This window comes from Sphingomonas aurea (genome assembly GCF_030678875.1).
In the GTDB taxonomy this organism is placed as follows: domain Bacteria; phylum Pseudomonadota; class Alphaproteobacteria; order Sphingomonadales; family Sphingomonadaceae; genus Sphingomonas; species Sphingomonas aurea.
The window spans coordinates 17,887-32,025 of sequence record NZ_JAUUDS010000009.1 but is presented as its reverse complement, the minus strand read 5'-3'; the positions used below and the strand labels follow the sequence as shown (position 1 = coordinate 32,025).

10 protein-coding genes and 1 pseudogene are annotated in these 14,139 nt (G+C 70.1%); 7 read left to right on the top strand and 4 right to left on the bottom strand.

Annotated features, from left to right (window positions below):
- Nucleotides 1-98: 98 nt before the first annotated feature.
- A complete protein-coding gene (locus tag Q5H91_RS14325; protein WP_305174124.1) occupies nucleotides 99-1,172 on the bottom strand; it encodes a mannose-1-phosphate guanylyltransferase/mannose-6-phosphate isomerase in 1,074 nt (357 codons plus the stop codon).
- 147 nt (nucleotides 1,173-1,319) lie between these two features.
- Between Q5H91_RS14325 and prsK the strand changes: the two genes are divergently transcribed.
- From prsK to Q5H91_RS14310, 3 genes are read left to right on the top strand one after another with little or no spacing between them, the layout of a single operon-like run.
- On the top strand, nucleotides 1,320-3,389 hold the full coding sequence (prsK, locus tag Q5H91_RS14320; protein WP_305174123.1) for an XrtA/PEP-CTERM system histidine kinase PrsK: 2,070 nt from the start codon (nucleotides 1,320-1,322) through the stop codon (nucleotides 3,387-3,389).
- A complete protein-coding gene (prsR, locus tag Q5H91_RS14315) occupies nucleotides 3,386-4,732 on the top strand; it encodes a PEP-CTERM-box response regulator transcription factor (RefSeq protein ID WP_305174122.1) in 1,347 nt (448 codons plus the stop codon). The genes prsK and prsR overlap by 4 nt, the downstream gene beginning before the upstream one ends.
- 39 nt (nucleotides 4,733-4,771) lie before the next feature.
- Nucleotides 4,772-5,572: an ATP-binding protein gene (locus Q5H91_RS14310; RefSeq protein ID WP_305174121.1), complete on the top strand. Its 801-nt coding sequence runs from the start codon at nucleotides 4,772-4,774 to the stop codon at nucleotides 5,570-5,572.
- On the opposite strand, the gene Q5H91_RS14305 is transcribed toward Q5H91_RS14310, so the two are convergent.
- Nucleotides 5,569-7,341 (bottom strand): ABC-F family ATP-binding cassette domain-containing protein, encoded by a 1,773-nt coding sequence (locus Q5H91_RS14305; protein WP_305174120.1) that lies wholly within the window; start codon nucleotides 7,339-7,341, stop codon nucleotides 5,569-5,571. The genes Q5H91_RS14310 and Q5H91_RS14305 overlap by 4 nt on opposite strands.
- Nucleotides 7,342-7,413: 72 nt before the next feature.
- On the opposite strand from Q5H91_RS14305, the gene Q5H91_RS14300 reads away from it, so the two are divergent.
- The 4 genes and pseudogenes from Q5H91_RS14300 to Q5H91_RS14285 all read left to right on the top strand — a co-directional run bounded on the left by Q5H91_RS14300 (nucleotide 7,414) and on the right by Q5H91_RS14285 (nucleotide 10,598).
- The gene (locus tag Q5H91_RS14300; protein ID WP_305174119.1) at nucleotides 7,414-7,719 is read left to right on the top strand and encodes a hypothetical protein; all 306 of its coding nucleotides are present in this window, start codon (nucleotides 7,414-7,416) and stop codon (nucleotides 7,717-7,719) included.
- A 620-nt stretch (nucleotides 7,720-8,339) separates the two neighbouring features.
- Nucleotides 8,340-8,447, top strand: a pseudogene (locus Q5H91_RS16610) (PEPxxWA-CTERM sorting domain-containing protein); the annotation flags it as partial.
- A 92-nt stretch (nucleotides 8,448-8,539) separates the two neighbouring features.
- Nucleotides 8,540-9,205, top strand: a complete 666-nt coding sequence (locus tag Q5H91_RS14290) for a response regulator transcription factor (RefSeq protein WP_305174117.1) — start codon at nucleotides 8,540-8,542, stop codon at nucleotides 9,203-9,205.
- Nucleotides 9,206-9,233: 28 nt separating this feature from the next.
- Nucleotides 9,234-10,598, top strand: coding sequence for a sensor histidine kinase (locus tag Q5H91_RS14285; protein ID WP_305174116.1), 1,365 nt, complete (start codon nucleotides 9,234-9,236; stop codon nucleotides 10,596-10,598).
- Between the two features lie 104 nt (nucleotides 10,599-10,702).
- Here the strand turns inward: Q5H91_RS14285 and Q5H91_RS14280 are convergent, their stop codons facing one another.
- Together Q5H91_RS14280 and Q5H91_RS14275 are read right to left on the bottom strand one after the other, a co-directional pair.
- Nucleotides 10,703-11,701, bottom strand: coding sequence for an LLM class flavin-dependent oxidoreductase (locus tag Q5H91_RS14280; protein ID WP_305174115.1), 999 nt, complete (start codon nucleotides 11,699-11,701; stop codon nucleotides 10,703-10,705).
- A gap of 53 nt (nucleotides 11,702-11,754) precedes the next feature.
- Complete coding sequence (locus tag Q5H91_RS14275) at nucleotides 11,755-14,076, bottom strand: S8 family peptidase (protein ID WP_305174114.1); 2,322 nt, start codon at nucleotides 14,074-14,076, stop codon at nucleotides 11,755-11,757.
- Between the last annotated feature and the right edge of the window lie 63 nt (nucleotides 14,077-14,139).

The following is a 14,139-nucleotide window of genomic DNA, read 5'->3' as shown; positions in this document are numbered from 1 at the left end:
AAAGCCGCAACCTGGACCGGGCGGCGTATGTCCGGGAGATGCCTGCCGACTTTTGCCCGACGTTCTCCTCCCTTTTCCGGGCAGCGGCGAACGAGGGCCTATGCCTTGGGCGCGCTTTCCTTCATCGCCTCGATCAGTTTCTTGATCTCTTGGCTGCGGCCGCGCGGCAGGATCAGGACGTCGTTGCCGCTCGCCACCACCACCAGGTCGGACACGCCGACCATCGCGACGCGCACTCCGTCAGAGCGGACGAGGCAGTTGGTCGTCTCCAGCGCGATCACCTCGCCCCCCTGGGCGCGGTGCGCGTTGCCGGACGGGTCGGTCTCGCTGATCGCGTGGAGCGCGTCCCAGCTGCCGACGTCGCTCCACCCCATCGCGACCGGCACCACCGCGACCCGGTCCGCCTTCTCCATCACCGCATAGTCGATCGAGTCCGACGGCGATGCGGCGAAGGCATCCGCGTCGGGATAGTGGCAGATGCCCTCGACCTGCGCCTGGCGCATCGCGGTCTGGGTCGCGTGCAGCATTTCGGGCGCATGAGCCGCGAGCGCGCCGAGGTACATGTCGGCGCGGAACAGGAAGATACCGCCATTCCAGGCATGGCCGCCCGCCGCCAGCATCGCCTCCGCCCGGTCGAGCGGCGGCTTCTCGACGAAGCGCGCGACGCGGTGGACGCCGGGCGCGATCGGCTCGCCGGTCTGGATCCAGCCATAGCCCGTTTCCGGCGCATCGGGCGCGATCCCGAACGTCACCAGCCAACCCTCGCCGACCAGCGGCAGGGCGGCGGCGATCGCGGCATGGAAGGCGTCGACGTCGGCGATGACATGGTCCGACGGCATCACCAGCAGCGCCGATTCCGGATGCGGCGCGGCCAGCGCGGCGAGCGCGATCGCCGGCGCGGTGTTGCGCCCCGCCGGCTCTAGGATCACCGCCGCCGGCGTTATCCCGATCGTTGCCAGCTGATCCTGGACCTGCCCTACATGGGCGGCGTTGGCGACGACGATCGGCGCGCCGTAGCGCTCGCCGACGGCGCGACGGGCGGTAAGCTGCAGCATCGTCTCGTCCGCGGTCAGCGGCAGGAACTGCTTGGGTCGCTCAGGCCGGGACATTGGCCACAGGCGGGTGCCGGACCCGCCGGAGAGGATCACGGGAACGATAGTGCTGGCAGTCATGGATCCTCCTGATGCCGCTTCTATATCGGCACCAGCGCGTAAATCCCAAGACCGTAGTTCGGGTGCGACGATCGTTCAGATTTTCTTGGGATTTCGCGGCCTAATCCCTGTCGGAGATCCTTACAGCGAAAGATGTACGCGGGCGAGATGGCGGCGACCTTGATCCTTTGGGGCCACGCGCTCGCCGCGCTGCTGTTCGGGGCTCTCGCGCAAGGCGAGCGGGGGCGGGTGGCCGAAGCCGGGCGACCGCGTGCCGCGCTGATCGCCGCGCTGGCGATCACGGCCCTGTGGGCGCTGGCCGTGGCGGGGATCGACGCCGACGATGTCAGCACGCATGTCGCGCAGTCGGCGCGCAGCGTCGCGTGGCTGTACCTCGTCATCGTGCTGTCGCGGCGGGAGGGGGCGGCGGGTCGGTCGGTGATCGGCCTGGCCGCCGTCGTCGTCGCGGTGCTGACGGTAGAGGCGATCCTGTCGCTGGTCGCGATCCAGCCCGGCGGGGCGGTGCATGGCCGGGTGGCGGCGACCCGCGCGCTACTGGCGGCGATGACCACCACCGGCGCGCTGGTGCTGCTGAGCCATTTCGCGCAAACCTCTGCGGCGCGCCGATCCGGCCAGCGGCGGATGCTGGTCTATGCGCTGGCGGTGATGTGGAGCGCCGATCTGGCGGTCGCCGTCGCCGCGGCGCTTCGCCCGTCGCTGATCCTGCCGGCGACGGTGCTGCGTGGGCCGCTGATGGCGGTGTCGGCGCTGCTGATGGCGGCGGCAGGGGCGGACCGCGGGGTGGCGCCACCGTCGGTCTCGCGCTCGCTGGTGATGCGACTGCTCGTGCTGGCGGCGCTCGCCGCCTATGCCGGGGTGACGGCGATGGCCGCCGATCTGGCCGCGACCTTTGCCGGCGGCGCGGCGCGAGCGGCGCAGACGGTGGTGGTGTTCGGCTTCACCGCGGCACTGCTCGCCTTCGCCTCGACCCCGTGGCTGCGCGCGTGGATGCGGGTGACGGTTGCCAAGCACCTGTTCGGCCACCGTTACGACTACCGCGTCGAGTGGCAGCGCTTCACCGCGACGCTGGGCCTGCCGGGCGAACAAGCGGCGCCGCTCGGCACGCGCATCGTCAAGGCGGTGGCCGACCTGACCGACTCGCCCGCGGGGCTGCTCCTGTCGCTCGACGACGCGAGTGCGTCGACCGTGGCCGCGTGGCACTGGGCGGAGGCCGATCGCGAGCGGCTGATCGATCCGGGCTTCGTTCGCCACCTGACCGCGACCGGGCGCATCCTGTCGCTCGACGCCCTGCGCGCCGGGCAGGGTGTCGCCGAGGAGGCCGCGGTGGTGCCCCGCTGGCTGCTCGACGATCAGGATGCCTGGGCGGTGGTGCCACTGCTGCACGGCGGTACCCTGATCGGTGCGATCGTGCTGGCGCGGCCGCCGGTCGACCGGGCCTTGGACTGGGAGGATTTCGACCTGCTGCGCATCGTCGGCCGCCAGACCGCGAGCTATCTGGCCGAGGAGCGCGCCCATGCCGCGCTCGCCGACGCGCAGCGTTTCGACGAGTTCAACCGTCGCTTCGCCTTCCTGATGCACGACATCAAGAACGTCGCCAGCCAGCTGACCCTGGTCGCGCGCAATGCCGAGCGGCACGCCGACAATCCCGACTTCCGCGCCGACATGCTGGCGACGCTGCGCGATTCGGCAGGGCGGATGACGACGCTGCTCGCACGCCTGGGGCAGCACGACGGCGGCCGACCGGAGGCGTTGCAGGCGACCGACGTGGCCGCGCTCGCCGCCCGCGCCACCGGACTGCGGCGGGCGCAGCATGCGATCAGGCTCGACGCGCCGGCCGCCTGCCTGGCCCATGCCCATCCGGCGCGGCTGGAACAGGCGCTGGGCCACCTGCTGCAGAACGCGGTCGAGGCGAGCGCGGACGGCGAGCCGGTCGTCGTCACCGTGCGCGCAGAGGCGGCGGGCGTGCTGATCGCCATCGCCGATCGCGGCTGCGGCATGTCCGCCGGCTTCGTGCGCGACCAGCTGTTCCGCCCCTTCGCCTCGTCCAAGCCGACCGGCTTCGGGATCGGCGCTTATGAGGCGCGGCAGCTGATCCATGCGATGGGCGGCCGCATCGAGGTCGTCAGCCAGGAAGGCGCGGGCACGGAGTTCCGCATCCTGCTGCCTGCCGCTGCGCCCGTCTCCCTGCCCGACGCATCCCTGGAGATAGCGGCATGACCCGTCCCGTGCTGCTCGTCGTCGAGGATGACGAGGGCCTCGCCCGGCAGTTGCGCTGGGCCTATGAGGATTATGAGGTGGTGGTCGCCGGCGACCGCGCCGCCGCGCTCGACGCGCTGCGCCTGCACGAGCCGGCGGTCGTGACGCTCGACCTGGGCCTGCCGCCCGATCCGGACGGGACGGCAGAGGGCTTTGCGACCCTGCGCGAGATGCTGGCGCTGGCCCCGGCGACGCGGATCATCGTCGCCTCCGGCCACGGCGCGCGCGAGAGCGCGTTGCAGGCGATCGCCGACGGCGCCTGGGACTTCTATGCCAAGCCGATCGAGATCGACACGCTGGGGCTGATCGTCGCGCGCGCCTTTCACGTCCACGCGCTGGAGGCGGAGAACCGGCGGCTGGCGGCGCGCTGTGGCGGGGGTGGGTTCGGCGGGCTGCTCTATGCCTCGCCCGAGATGACGCGGGTGGCGCGGACGCTGGAACGCGTGGCGCCGGCCGATGTGTCGGTGATGCTGCTGGGCGCGAGCGGCACCGGCAAGGAATTGCTGGCGCGCGGCCTGCACGACGCCTCGCCGCGCAGCACCGGGCGGTTCGTCGCGATCAACTGCGCCGCGATCCCCGAGACTTTGCTCGAGGCCGAGCTGTTCGGGTATGAGAAGGGTGCCTTCACCGGCGCGGCGAAGACCACCGAGGGCAAGATCGAGCTGGCGGCCGGCGGCACGCTGTTCCTCGACGAGATCGGCGACGTGCCCCTGCAACTCCAGGTCAAGCTGCTGCGGTTCCTGCAGGAACGGGTGATCGAGCGAATCGGCGGACGGCGCGCGATCGCGGTCGACACCCGCATCGTTTGCGCGACCCATCAGGACGTCGACGCGATGGTCGCCGAGGGGCGGTTCCGCGAGGATCTCTATTACCGCCTCGCCGAGATCGTCGTGCGGATCCCCGCCCTGGCGGAGCGGACCGGCGACGCGGCGCTGCTCGCGCGGCACTTCGTCAGCCGCTGTGCCGCCACGCTGAACCCGGTGGTCACCGGCCTGTCGTCGGATGCGCGCGCGGCCGTCGACGCGTGGCGCTGGCCGGGCAATGTCCGCGAACTGGAAAACCGGGTGAAGCGCGCGGTCATCATGGCGGAGGGCAAGCTGGTCACCGCAGCCGACCTCGACCTTGCCGCGCCAGACGAGGCGGCGGGGCTGAACCTGCGCGCGGCGCGCGAAGCGGCCGACCGGCGTGCGATCGGGCGGGCGCTGGCGCAGGCGGAGGGCAATATCTCGGGCGCGTCGCGGCTGCTGGGGATCAGCCGGCCAACCCTCTACGACCTGCTGAAGGCGTACGACCTGCAAGGGTGACGGCTTGCCTGTCTGGTACGGCTGGACCAAGGCCGGGGAATGGACCCGCTCGATCGCATCGCCGCTGCCTTGGAACGCCTGTCACCGCCGCCACTGCCCGCGGCCGATGCGGGCGCGCATCCCGCCTATCGCTGGGCGGGCGGCAGGCTGGCGGCGACACGCGATTTCGCACCGGTGCCGCTCGACCGGCTGATCGGAATCGATCGGCAGAAAGCCGTCCTGGTCGAGAATCTCGAACGGCTGGCGCAGGGCTTCGCGGCACATGACGTGCTGCTGTGGGGCGCGCGCGGGACCGGCAAGTCGGCGCTGGTGAAGAGCGCGGTCGCGGCGGTGCAGGCGAAGGGCGGGGCGCTGGCGCTGGTCGAGGTCGCGGCGCTCGGCGACCTGCCCGCGCTGTTCGCGGCGCTTGCCGTCGAGAAGCGGGGATTTGCGGTGTTCGTCGATGACCTGGGGATCGATGCGCCGGCGGAGGCGCGCGCGTTGCGGTCGGTGCTGGAGGGCGGTGCAGAGCCCCGGCCGGGCAATGTTCGGCTGCTGGTCACCGCCAATCGCCGCCACCTGCAACCGCGCGACATCGCCGAGCAGGAAAGCGCGATCAACCCGCGCGACTCGGTCGACGATCATCTGGCGCTTGCCGACCGGTTCGGGCTGAGCCTGGGCTTTCACGCGCTCGACCAGGATGGTTATCTGGCGATCGTAAGGGCCTATGCGGACGCTTACGGATTGCCGGTCGACCCCGACCTCGCGATCCGCTGGTCGACGCAGCGCGGCAGCCGGTCGGGCCGGGTCGCGTGGCAATATATCGTCGACCTGGCCGGCCGGCACGGCAAGAATATCTAGCCCAGCGCCTCGGCCTGTTCGGCGAGATCCAGCCAGCGCATCTCGGCTGCGTCCTTCTCGGCACGGGCCTTCTCGATCGCCGCAGTCAGGCGGGAGAAGCGGTCGAAGTCGCGGGTGTAGAGGTCGGGGTCGGCGAGCACGGCCTCGTCGCGGGCGATCGCAGCCTCGATCTCCTCGATGCGCGCCGGCAGCAGGTCATAGTCGCGCTGGTCCTTGTAGGACAGTTTTCGGGCCGGAGCGGCGGGCGGCGGCGGGGCCGCCGCCTTGGGCTTCTTTGCGTCGACCCGGGGTTTGCGGCGGCGTTCCCAATCCTCATAGCCGCCCGCGACGACGTCGACCGTCCCCTGGCCGTCGACATAGAGCGTCACGGTCACCGTCCTGTCGAGGAAATCGCGGTCGTGACTGACGATCAGCACCGTGCCGTCGTAATCGCCGATCACCTCCTGCAACAGGTCGAGCGTTTCGAGGTCGAGGTCGTTGGTCGGCTCGTCGAGCACGATCAGGTTCGACGGCCGCGCGAACTCGCGCGCCAACAGCAGCCGCGATCGCTCGCCGCCCGACAGGGTGCCGACCTTCGCCTCGGCCAGCGACGGGTCGAACAGGAATTCCTTGAGATAGCCGTGAATGTGCTTGCGGGTGCCCAGCACGTCGATCCAGTCGCCGCCATCGGCCAGTACGTCGCGCACCGTCTTCTCGGGCGCCATCAGCTTGCGCTGCTGGTCGATGACGATGCCGTCGAGCGTCTTCGCCAGCTTCACGGTGCCGGTATCGGGCTGCAACTCGCCGGTCAGCAGGCGGAGCAGCGTGGTCTTGCCCGCGCCGTTGTTGCCAACGATGCCGATGCGGTCGCCGCGCGTGATGCGCAGGGTGAGGTCGCGGATGATCGTGCGGTCGCCATAGGATTTGCCGACATGCTCGGCGTCGATCACCACCTTCGAGCGGCCGTCCTCGTGCCCGATCGCGATGGCGGCAGTGCCCTGCGGCCCCTCCATCGCGGCGCGCTCGGCGCGCATCTCCTTCAGCTTGGCGAGGCGGCCCTGGTTGCGGCGGCGGCGACCGGTGACGCCGCGCTGGAGCCAGTGCTCCTCGATCTTCAGCTTGGCGTCGAGCCGCTCGGCATTGCGCGCCTCCTCGGCATGGACCTGCTCGGTCCACGCCTCGAACCCGCCGAAGCCGATCTCGGCGCGGCGTACGGTGCCGCGGTCGAGCCACAGCGTCTGGCGGGTCAGCCGCGTGAGGAAGGTGCGATCGTGGCTGATGACGACAAAGGCGCCGTTGAAGCGGCCGAGCCATTGTTCCAGCCAGTCGATCGCGGCGATGTCCAGATGGTTGGTCGGCTCGTCGAGCAGCAGCACGTCGGGCTCCAGCGCTAGCGCACGGACGATCGCCGCGCGCCGCCGCTCGCCTCCCGAGGCCGATTGCGCATCGCGATCGAGGTCGATGCCGAGCTGGTCGGCGATCGCCGCCGCCTCGTGCGCGGCGGGCGCGGCGTCGCCGTCCAGAACATAGTCGCGCAGCGTCGTGAAGCGCGACACGTCCGGGTCCTGCTCGAGCATCACCACCCGCGTCCCGGGCACGACGGTGCGGCGGCCCTCGTCGGGCTCGATCTGCGCGGCGAGGAGGCGCAGCAGCGTGCTTTTCCCCGCGCCGTTGCGGCCGATCAGCGCCAACCGGTCGCGCTGGCCGACATTGATGTCGAGCCCGCGGAACAGCCAGCCGGAGCCTTGGACGAGGCCGAGATTTTCATAGGCGAGGATGGGTGCGGCCATGGTGCGGGAGCAACTAGGGGTGCAACGCACCATTCACAACCGGTTCAATGCCCTTTAGCTATCGGCGCGTTCATGAAGAGTCCCGCCCTCCTCACGCTGCTGCTGATCGGCCTGTCCCCAACGGGACCGGGAGCGGCGGCCGCGCAGAAGCGTCCCGACCAGATGCAGGCGTTCGACGGACGCCGCAACGGGCGGCTGGTGCCCCTGCGCGAGATCGAGCGACGGGTGGTGCCGGCGATGGGCGGAGCGGAATATCTCGGCTCCGACTTCGATGGGGCAAGCGGTATCTATACGCTGAAGTTCCTGCGCAACGGCAACGTCATCTGGGTCGATGTCGACGGGCGGTCGGGGCAGATCGTGGGGCGAACGGGCAATTAGGACGCACTTCACGTCTTCTCCCGTCCCAAAAGGTTTTTCGACTCATTGCGGCACAGCTGCCGGGCGACATGTTCGTTTCCCGACCACGCGCACCGTGTTAACGGTTTGTTAACCGGATCGTGGAAGATCGCGTTAACCGTTCGAGGTTCGGTCAACAGGGGATAGGCATGAAGAAGATTCTTGGCGCGCTGGTCGCGGCGGTGATGACGATGGCACCGCAGGTTGCCTCTGCCGTCACCACGTTCAGTTTCTCGTTCTCGGGCGTGTCGGCAGGCGGCGGTGCGTTCAACGCGTCGGGCTTCCTGTTCGCGGATGATGGCGTTCCGTCGGACGGCAACTCCACGCTGTTCACGCTGACGGGTGCCAAGGGAACGCTGAACCTGCCGACCGCCGGCACCTCGCTCGCGATCACCGGCGTCGGTACGCTGACCAACGATGCTGGCGTGCCGCAGAACGTCAACCAGATCGTCAGCCTGGGCGATCAGTCGCTGCTGGCGCAGGTTGCCTTCACCTTCGCCGATCCTGACAACGTCGCGCTCTTCACGTTGACCCAGATGGGCTACATCGCCGACGCGATCATCGCGGGAAATCAGGAGTCGGCCGAGAACGTGCAGTTCGACGTGGCCGCAGTGCCGGAGCCGGCGACCTGGGCGATGATGGTCCTGGGCTTCGCCGCGGTCGGCGCGACGATGCGCCGGCGCCGGGTAGCGGTTTCGTTCGCAGCCTGAATTTCGTTAAGCCGCGGGACAGCGGCATTTCCGTACCGGCCGGCTCCGTGGTAGCGGATGCCGGCCGTTTTCGTGTCGGTTGAGGAGAGACAATGCGCGTTCTGATCGTCGAGGACGAACCGAATCTGGGCCAGCAACTGCGCAACACGCTGGAGGGCGCCGGCTATGCCGTCGATCTGGCGACCGATGGCGAGGAGGGTCACTATCTGGGCTCCACCGAAAGCTATGACGCGATCGTGCTGGACCTGGGCCTGCCCGAGATCGACGGGCTGACCGTGCTGGACCGCTGGCGCAAGGAGGGGCGGACCGCGCCGGTGCTGGTGCTGACCGCGCGCGACAGCTGGTCCGACAAAGTCGCCGGGCTGGACGCGGGCGCCGACGATTACGTCGCCAAGCCGTTCCAGACCGAGGAGCTGATCGCCCGTCTGCGCGCGCTGATCCGCCGCGCGTCGGGTAACGCCTCGTCCGAGCTGACGGCGGGCGACGTGCGGCTCGACACCCGTTCGGGCAAGGTGACGCGGGCGGGCGAGCCGGTGAAGCTGACTGCACAGGAGTACAAGCTGCTCAGCTATCTGCTCCACCACAAGGGCAAGGTGGTCAGCCGCACCGAACTAATCGAGCATATCTATGACCAGGATTTCGATCGTGACTCGAACACAATCGAAGTGTTCGTGACGCGCATCCGCAAGAAGCTGGGTCAGGACGTCATCACCACCATCCGCGGCCTGGGCTATAGCCTGGAAGATCCGGACGCCTGATGCTGCCAATCCGCGACGATCGGCGGGCATGACGATGAAGGCCGTGCGGCCGCGGATGGCGGCGACGGGATCGCTGTCGCGGCGGATGATCCTGATTGCCGCCGGCTGGATCACCGTGCTGCTGGCGGGCGGCGGCTTCGCGCTCGACCGGGTGCTGGTGTCGGCGGTGACGCGCAATTTCGACGACCAGCTCGAATATGTGATGAAGGCGCTGATCCTGTCGGCCGAGATCGGTCCCGAGGGCGAGGTCATCTTCACGCGCGAGGCCGCGGACCAGCAGTTCCTCGAGCCGAATTCGGGCCTGTACTGGCAGGTTTCGGCGCCTAACCGTGAGCCGTTCCCGTCGCGCTCGCTATGGGATCGCCGCCTGTCGTACGGCAGCCAGCATACCGATCGCCTGGTCCATAACTACGACAGCAAGCAGTTCGCGGGCGAGGAGTTGCGCATTGCCGAGCGCGACGTGCGCCTGCCCGGATCGCCGGTGCGCTGGCGATTCCAGGTGGCGCAGAGCCGCGATGGATTGAACGGCCAGATCGCGGTGCTGCGACGGACGCTGGTGCGCTCGTTCGCACTGCTGGCGATCGGACTGCTCGCGCTGGCGGCGCTGCAGACCTTCTACGGGCTGTGGCCGCTGAGGAAGGTGCGTGCCGAGATCGCGCGGATGCGGGCAGGGCAGTCGACCCGCGTGTCGGACGCGATGCCCGACGAAGTCAGTCCCATGGTCGAGGAGCTGAACGCGCTGGTCGAGCATAACGAGAGGCAGGCCGAGGAGGCGCGCCGCCATGCCGGCAACCTGGCACACGCGCTGAAGACGCCGCTGACCGTCATCATGAACGCCGCGACCGCACAGGCCGACGACCTTGCCGACACGGTCATCCGCGAGGCGAGGACGATGCGGCGGCAGGTCGACCACCACCTCGCGCGGGCGCGCGCGGTCGGTCGGCGCGGCTCGGCGCACAGCCGGGCGGCCGTGTGGCCGAGCGTCGAATCGGTCGAGCGGGCGGTCGCGCGCCTCTATCGCCACGTCCGCATCGATGTCGCCGGGCCCAAGGACCTGTCGGTCCATGTCGAGCGACAGGATCTGGACGAGATGCTGGGCAACCTGATCGAGAACGCGGCCAAATATGGCGGCGGCAGCGTGTTCGTGACGGTCGCGGCGGAGGCCGGCTTCGTCGAGATCCTGGTCGAGGACGACGGCACCGGCATCCCCGAGGAGGATCGGGTGCGGATCTTCGACCGGGGTGTGCGGCTGGACACCGGCAAGCCCGGAACCGGCCTGGGCCTGGCGATCGTGCGCGACGTCGCCGAGATCTACGAGGGCACGGTGACGCTGGAAGAGAGCGAGGATCTGGGCGGGCTGCTGGTGCGCCTGCGGCTGCCGGCAGCCTCCTGAACCCTCCCTTTGTAAGGGGAGGTGGCAGGTCGCAGGCGTGTCACCCCCTCGATAGCGCGGACACCCCTCCACCACCGCTTTCTAGGGGGGGATTCTTGCGCGACTTACGCCGCCTCTGCCAGTTCCTTCACCGCTTCCATCGTCAGGGTCAGGCTGCGCTTGCGGGCGTCCTGGTCGTAGATCGCGCTGGTTATCATGACCTCGTCGACACCGGTGCGGCGGACGAAGGCATGGATGCCGGCGGCGACGGTGGCCGGGCTGCCGATCGCCGAGCAGGACAGGACATGGTCGAGGATCGCCGCGCCCTGCGCACCCAGCGACGCGCGATAGCCGGCGACGGGCGGGGGCAGCTGGCGCGGGTTGCCGGTGCGCAGCGCGACGAAAGACTGTTGTTGCGACGAGGCAAGCAGCTCACCCTCCGCGTCGGTGTCGGCGGCGAAGACGTTGAAGCCGGCCATGGCATAGGGCCGATCGAGCACCGCTGAAGGGCGGAACTGGCTGCGGTACGTGTCGAGCGCCTGGTCGAGCGCGTCGGGCGCGAAATGCGAGGCGAAGGCGTAGGGCAGGCCGAGCGCGGCGGCGACCTGCGCGCCGTAGAGGCTCGACCCCAGGATCCACAGCGCCGGCTTCGCGCCCGCGCCGGGGGTGGCGACGATGCCGGTGCGGCCGTCGTTGGCGAAATAGCTCTGCAGCTCCATCACGTCCTGCGGGAAGGCGTTGGGGTCGCTGTCGAGGGTTCGGCGCAGCGCGCGGGCGACGCGCTGGTCGCTGCCCGGCGCGCGGCCCAGCCCCAGGTCGATGCGCCCCGGATAGAGCGCGTCGAGCGTGCCGAACTGTTCCGCTATGACGAGTGGCGCATGGTTGGGGAGCATGATCCCGCCGGCGCCGACGCGAATGGCGCGGGTGGCGGCGGTGATATGGGCGATGACGACGGCGGTCGCCGCCGAGGCGATGCCGGTCATGCCATGGTGCTCGGCCACCCAGTAGCGGCCGAAGCCGACCCGCTCGGCATGGGCGGCGAGGTCGGCCGCGCGGGCGAGCGCGTCGGCGACGCTGCCCCCTTCGACGACGGGGACGAGATCGAGGAAAGAGAACTGGGTCATGGGCACAAGATGGGGGCGCGCCACCGAAATCCCAGCAACGGAAATTTGCCCGGCTAGAAGCCCAGTGCGTAGCGCAGCGCCAGCCCGTAATCGTCGGGCAGGTCGGCGATGTTGCCGGGATCGCGGCGCCAGTAGAGATTGGTCTGGACCGTGCCTGGGCCGAGGAGGAGGGCGTAGCGCGCCTCCATGTCCAGCTCCCGGCCCTGCGGCGCAAGGTTCAGCCGCTGGGTTGTGTAGGTCGCCACCGAGCGGGTGTCATAGTCCCACAGCGTCGGCAGCGCGATGTCGAGGCCGCCGCGCGAGACACGCAAGGGTTGCGACAGGCGCAGGCCGAAGCTGTCGCCGCCGAACACGCCGTCCCTGCCCAGGTCGACCGCATAGGCCGCTGTGCGGATCAGGCCATCGCCCGCCAGCCCGGCGCGCAGCGTGCCGCGCGTCCAGCCCTGGCGCAACGAGCCGCCGAGCGTCCAGCCAGCCCCCGCATCGAGCCGGGCGGCGACGGTGCCGAACCAGCTGGTCGCGCGCGCCGCGCCGAGCCCAGCGTCGAAGCTGGCGCCGAGCAGCGTGTCGCGTTCCGCCAGCCGCTCGGCGGCGAGTTGCAGGTCGACGGCGCCGAGGCGGCGGTCGAGGGTCAGCGACAATCGGTCGAAGCGCGGCTCGGGCCGAAGCGACAGGTCGACGGAGCGGCGGACCACCCCCTGCTCGATCGCGGCGGTCACGCCAAAGGCGCCGAAACGCTGGCGCATCGCGCCGGCGGTCTGCGCGGCGCCGTCGAAACCCAGCCGCTGCGGATCGGCGACGAGAAAGGCCGGCTGGCGCTGCCCCGCCAGCTGCGCGACCAGCGTGCCGGCGCCTTGCGAGAAGGCGAAGCCGAACGACAGGGTGGTGCCGAGCCGCTGCGTCACCGTGCCGGCGATCGCGCGGGCGGCGGTCGCGTCCTGCATCGTGAGCCGCGTCGGCTCGGCGGTGAGGAGCCCGGTGTCGCCGATGCGGCGCGGCGCGAGAGTCAGCGAGACGCTGGTGCCGCCGACCTGCGCGGCGACCTGGCGGCCGCTGAGCCGGAGCGCACCGGCGAGGGTGGGCACCGGCCCGGTACGCGCGATGGTGCCGGCAAGGTCGATCGCGAACGCGCGGTCGAATCCATCGAGGATCACCGCCCCCAGTCCCGCGGTCCGCGCGTCGCCCATCGGCGCCGACAGCGTCGCGTTGCTCTGCATCGAGATCGCCGCGGTCGTGCCCGCGACCGAGATCGTGCCGACCGGCTGGAACGCGCGGGTCAGATCGAGCACGCCGTTGCCATAGACGGCGTCGACGCCAGTCGCCCCGGCATCGCGCGCGGTGCGGAACAGCAGCTCGACGATCTGCGCGCCCGACAAGTTGGGAAAGGCCTGCGCCAGCAGCGCCACCGCGCCCGAGATCTGCGGCGCGGCAAAGGAGGTGCCGGACCAGAGATAGGGGGTGTTGTTCTCGTCCGGCGCACGCACCCGCTCACCGACCGCGGTCAGGTAATAGGCGGCGGACGCACCGGCACGGTCGCTGAACGACGACAGGATGTCGGTCGATCCGACGGAGCCGGCGACGATCACCTGCCCGCGCGACACGGCCATGTTGGTCGCCACCGCGGCGAAACTGTCGGGATTGTCAGTGCCGTCGTTGCCGGCGGAGATAACGACGACGATGCCCGCGGCGGTCGCCCGCCCGATCGCGTTCTGCAACTGCGCGGGCATACTGGTGCCGCCGAGCGAGAGGTTGATGACCCGCGCGCCGGCGGTGCGGGCGGCGTCGACGCCGCGTGCGATCGCATCCGATCCGAATTTGCAGCCGGTCGTGTCGTCGCCCGCCACCTCGGTCGCGCAGCTGCCCGGGCGGTCGGCGCGCAGCGCGATGACGGTCGCGTCGAAGGCGACGCCGTGCGACCCCCCGCCGTTGCGCCGACCGGCGGCGGTGAAAGCGACGGCAGTGCCGTGCCCATCCTCATCGTCGACGCTGGTGTTGCCCGCGAAGTCGGCGGATGCGGAGGAAATACGACTGCCGAACTCGTCGCTCTGCAGGTCGATGCCGCTGTCGACGATGCCGATGCCGATGCCGCTGCCGGTGGCGCCGCGCGAATAGGCGGACAGCGCGTTCATCGACACCGCGCCGACGGTCGCGCGATATTCGGCGGTGTCATAGTTGGTCGCGGTGGGGGTCGGCGTCGGTGCTGGCGTCGGCGCCGGTGTCGGGGTCGGGGCGGGGGTGGTGATCGGATCGGGAATCTGCGCGCTGGGCGGGGTCGGCGTGCTGCCGACACCTCCGCCGCCACTGCCGCCACACGCGACGAGCAGGAGCGGCCCGACGAGAGCGATGCCGCGCAGCAGGATGGGTCGGGAGGTCATCTGCGCGTCTTTAGCTCATCGGTCCTAACCGGTCCTTATCGGTAATACATGCAACGTCAAAGC

What these genes read in the sequence shown, in the direction of transcription:
- Q5H91_RS14310 (WP_305174121.1), top strand. Translation starts at nt 4,772, where the DNA reads ATGGACCCGCTCGATCGCATCGCCGCTGCCTTGGAACGCCTGTCACCG.
- Q5H91_RS14285 (WP_305174116.1), top strand. Translation starts at nt 9,234, where the DNA reads ATGACGATGAAGGCCGTGCGGCCGCGGATGGCGGCGACGGGATCGCTG.
- Q5H91_RS14280 (WP_305174115.1), bottom strand. Translation starts at nt 11,701, where the DNA reads ATGACCCAGTTCTCTTTCCTCGATCTCGTCCCCGTCGTCGAAGGGGGC.
- prsR (WP_305174122.1), top strand. Translation starts at nt 3,386, where the DNA reads ATGACCCGTCCCGTGCTGCTCGTCGTCGAGGATGACGAGGGCCTCGCC.
- Q5H91_RS14305 (WP_305174120.1), bottom strand. Translation starts at nt 7,341, where the DNA reads ATGGCCGCACCCATCCTCGCCTATGAAAATCTCGGCCTCGTCCAAGGC.
- Q5H91_RS14290 (WP_305174117.1), top strand. Translation starts at nt 8,540, where the DNA reads ATGCGCGTTCTGATCGTCGAGGACGAACCGAATCTGGGCCAGCAACTG.
- Q5H91_RS14300 (WP_305174119.1), top strand. Translation starts at nt 7,414, where the DNA reads ATGAAGAGTCCCGCCCTCCTCACGCTGCTGCTGATCGGCCTGTCCCCA.
- Q5H91_RS14275 (WP_305174114.1), bottom strand. Translation starts at nt 14,076, where the DNA reads ATGACCTCCCGACCCATCCTGCTGCGCGGCATCGCTCTCGTCGGGCCG.
- Q5H91_RS14325 (WP_305174124.1), bottom strand. Translation starts at nt 1,172, where the DNA reads ATGACTGCCAGCACTATCGTTCCCGTGATCCTCTCCGGCGGGTCCGGC.
- prsK (WP_305174123.1), top strand. Translation starts at nt 1,320, where the DNA reads ATGGCGGCGACCTTGATCCTTTGGGGCCACGCGCTCGCCGCGCTGCTG.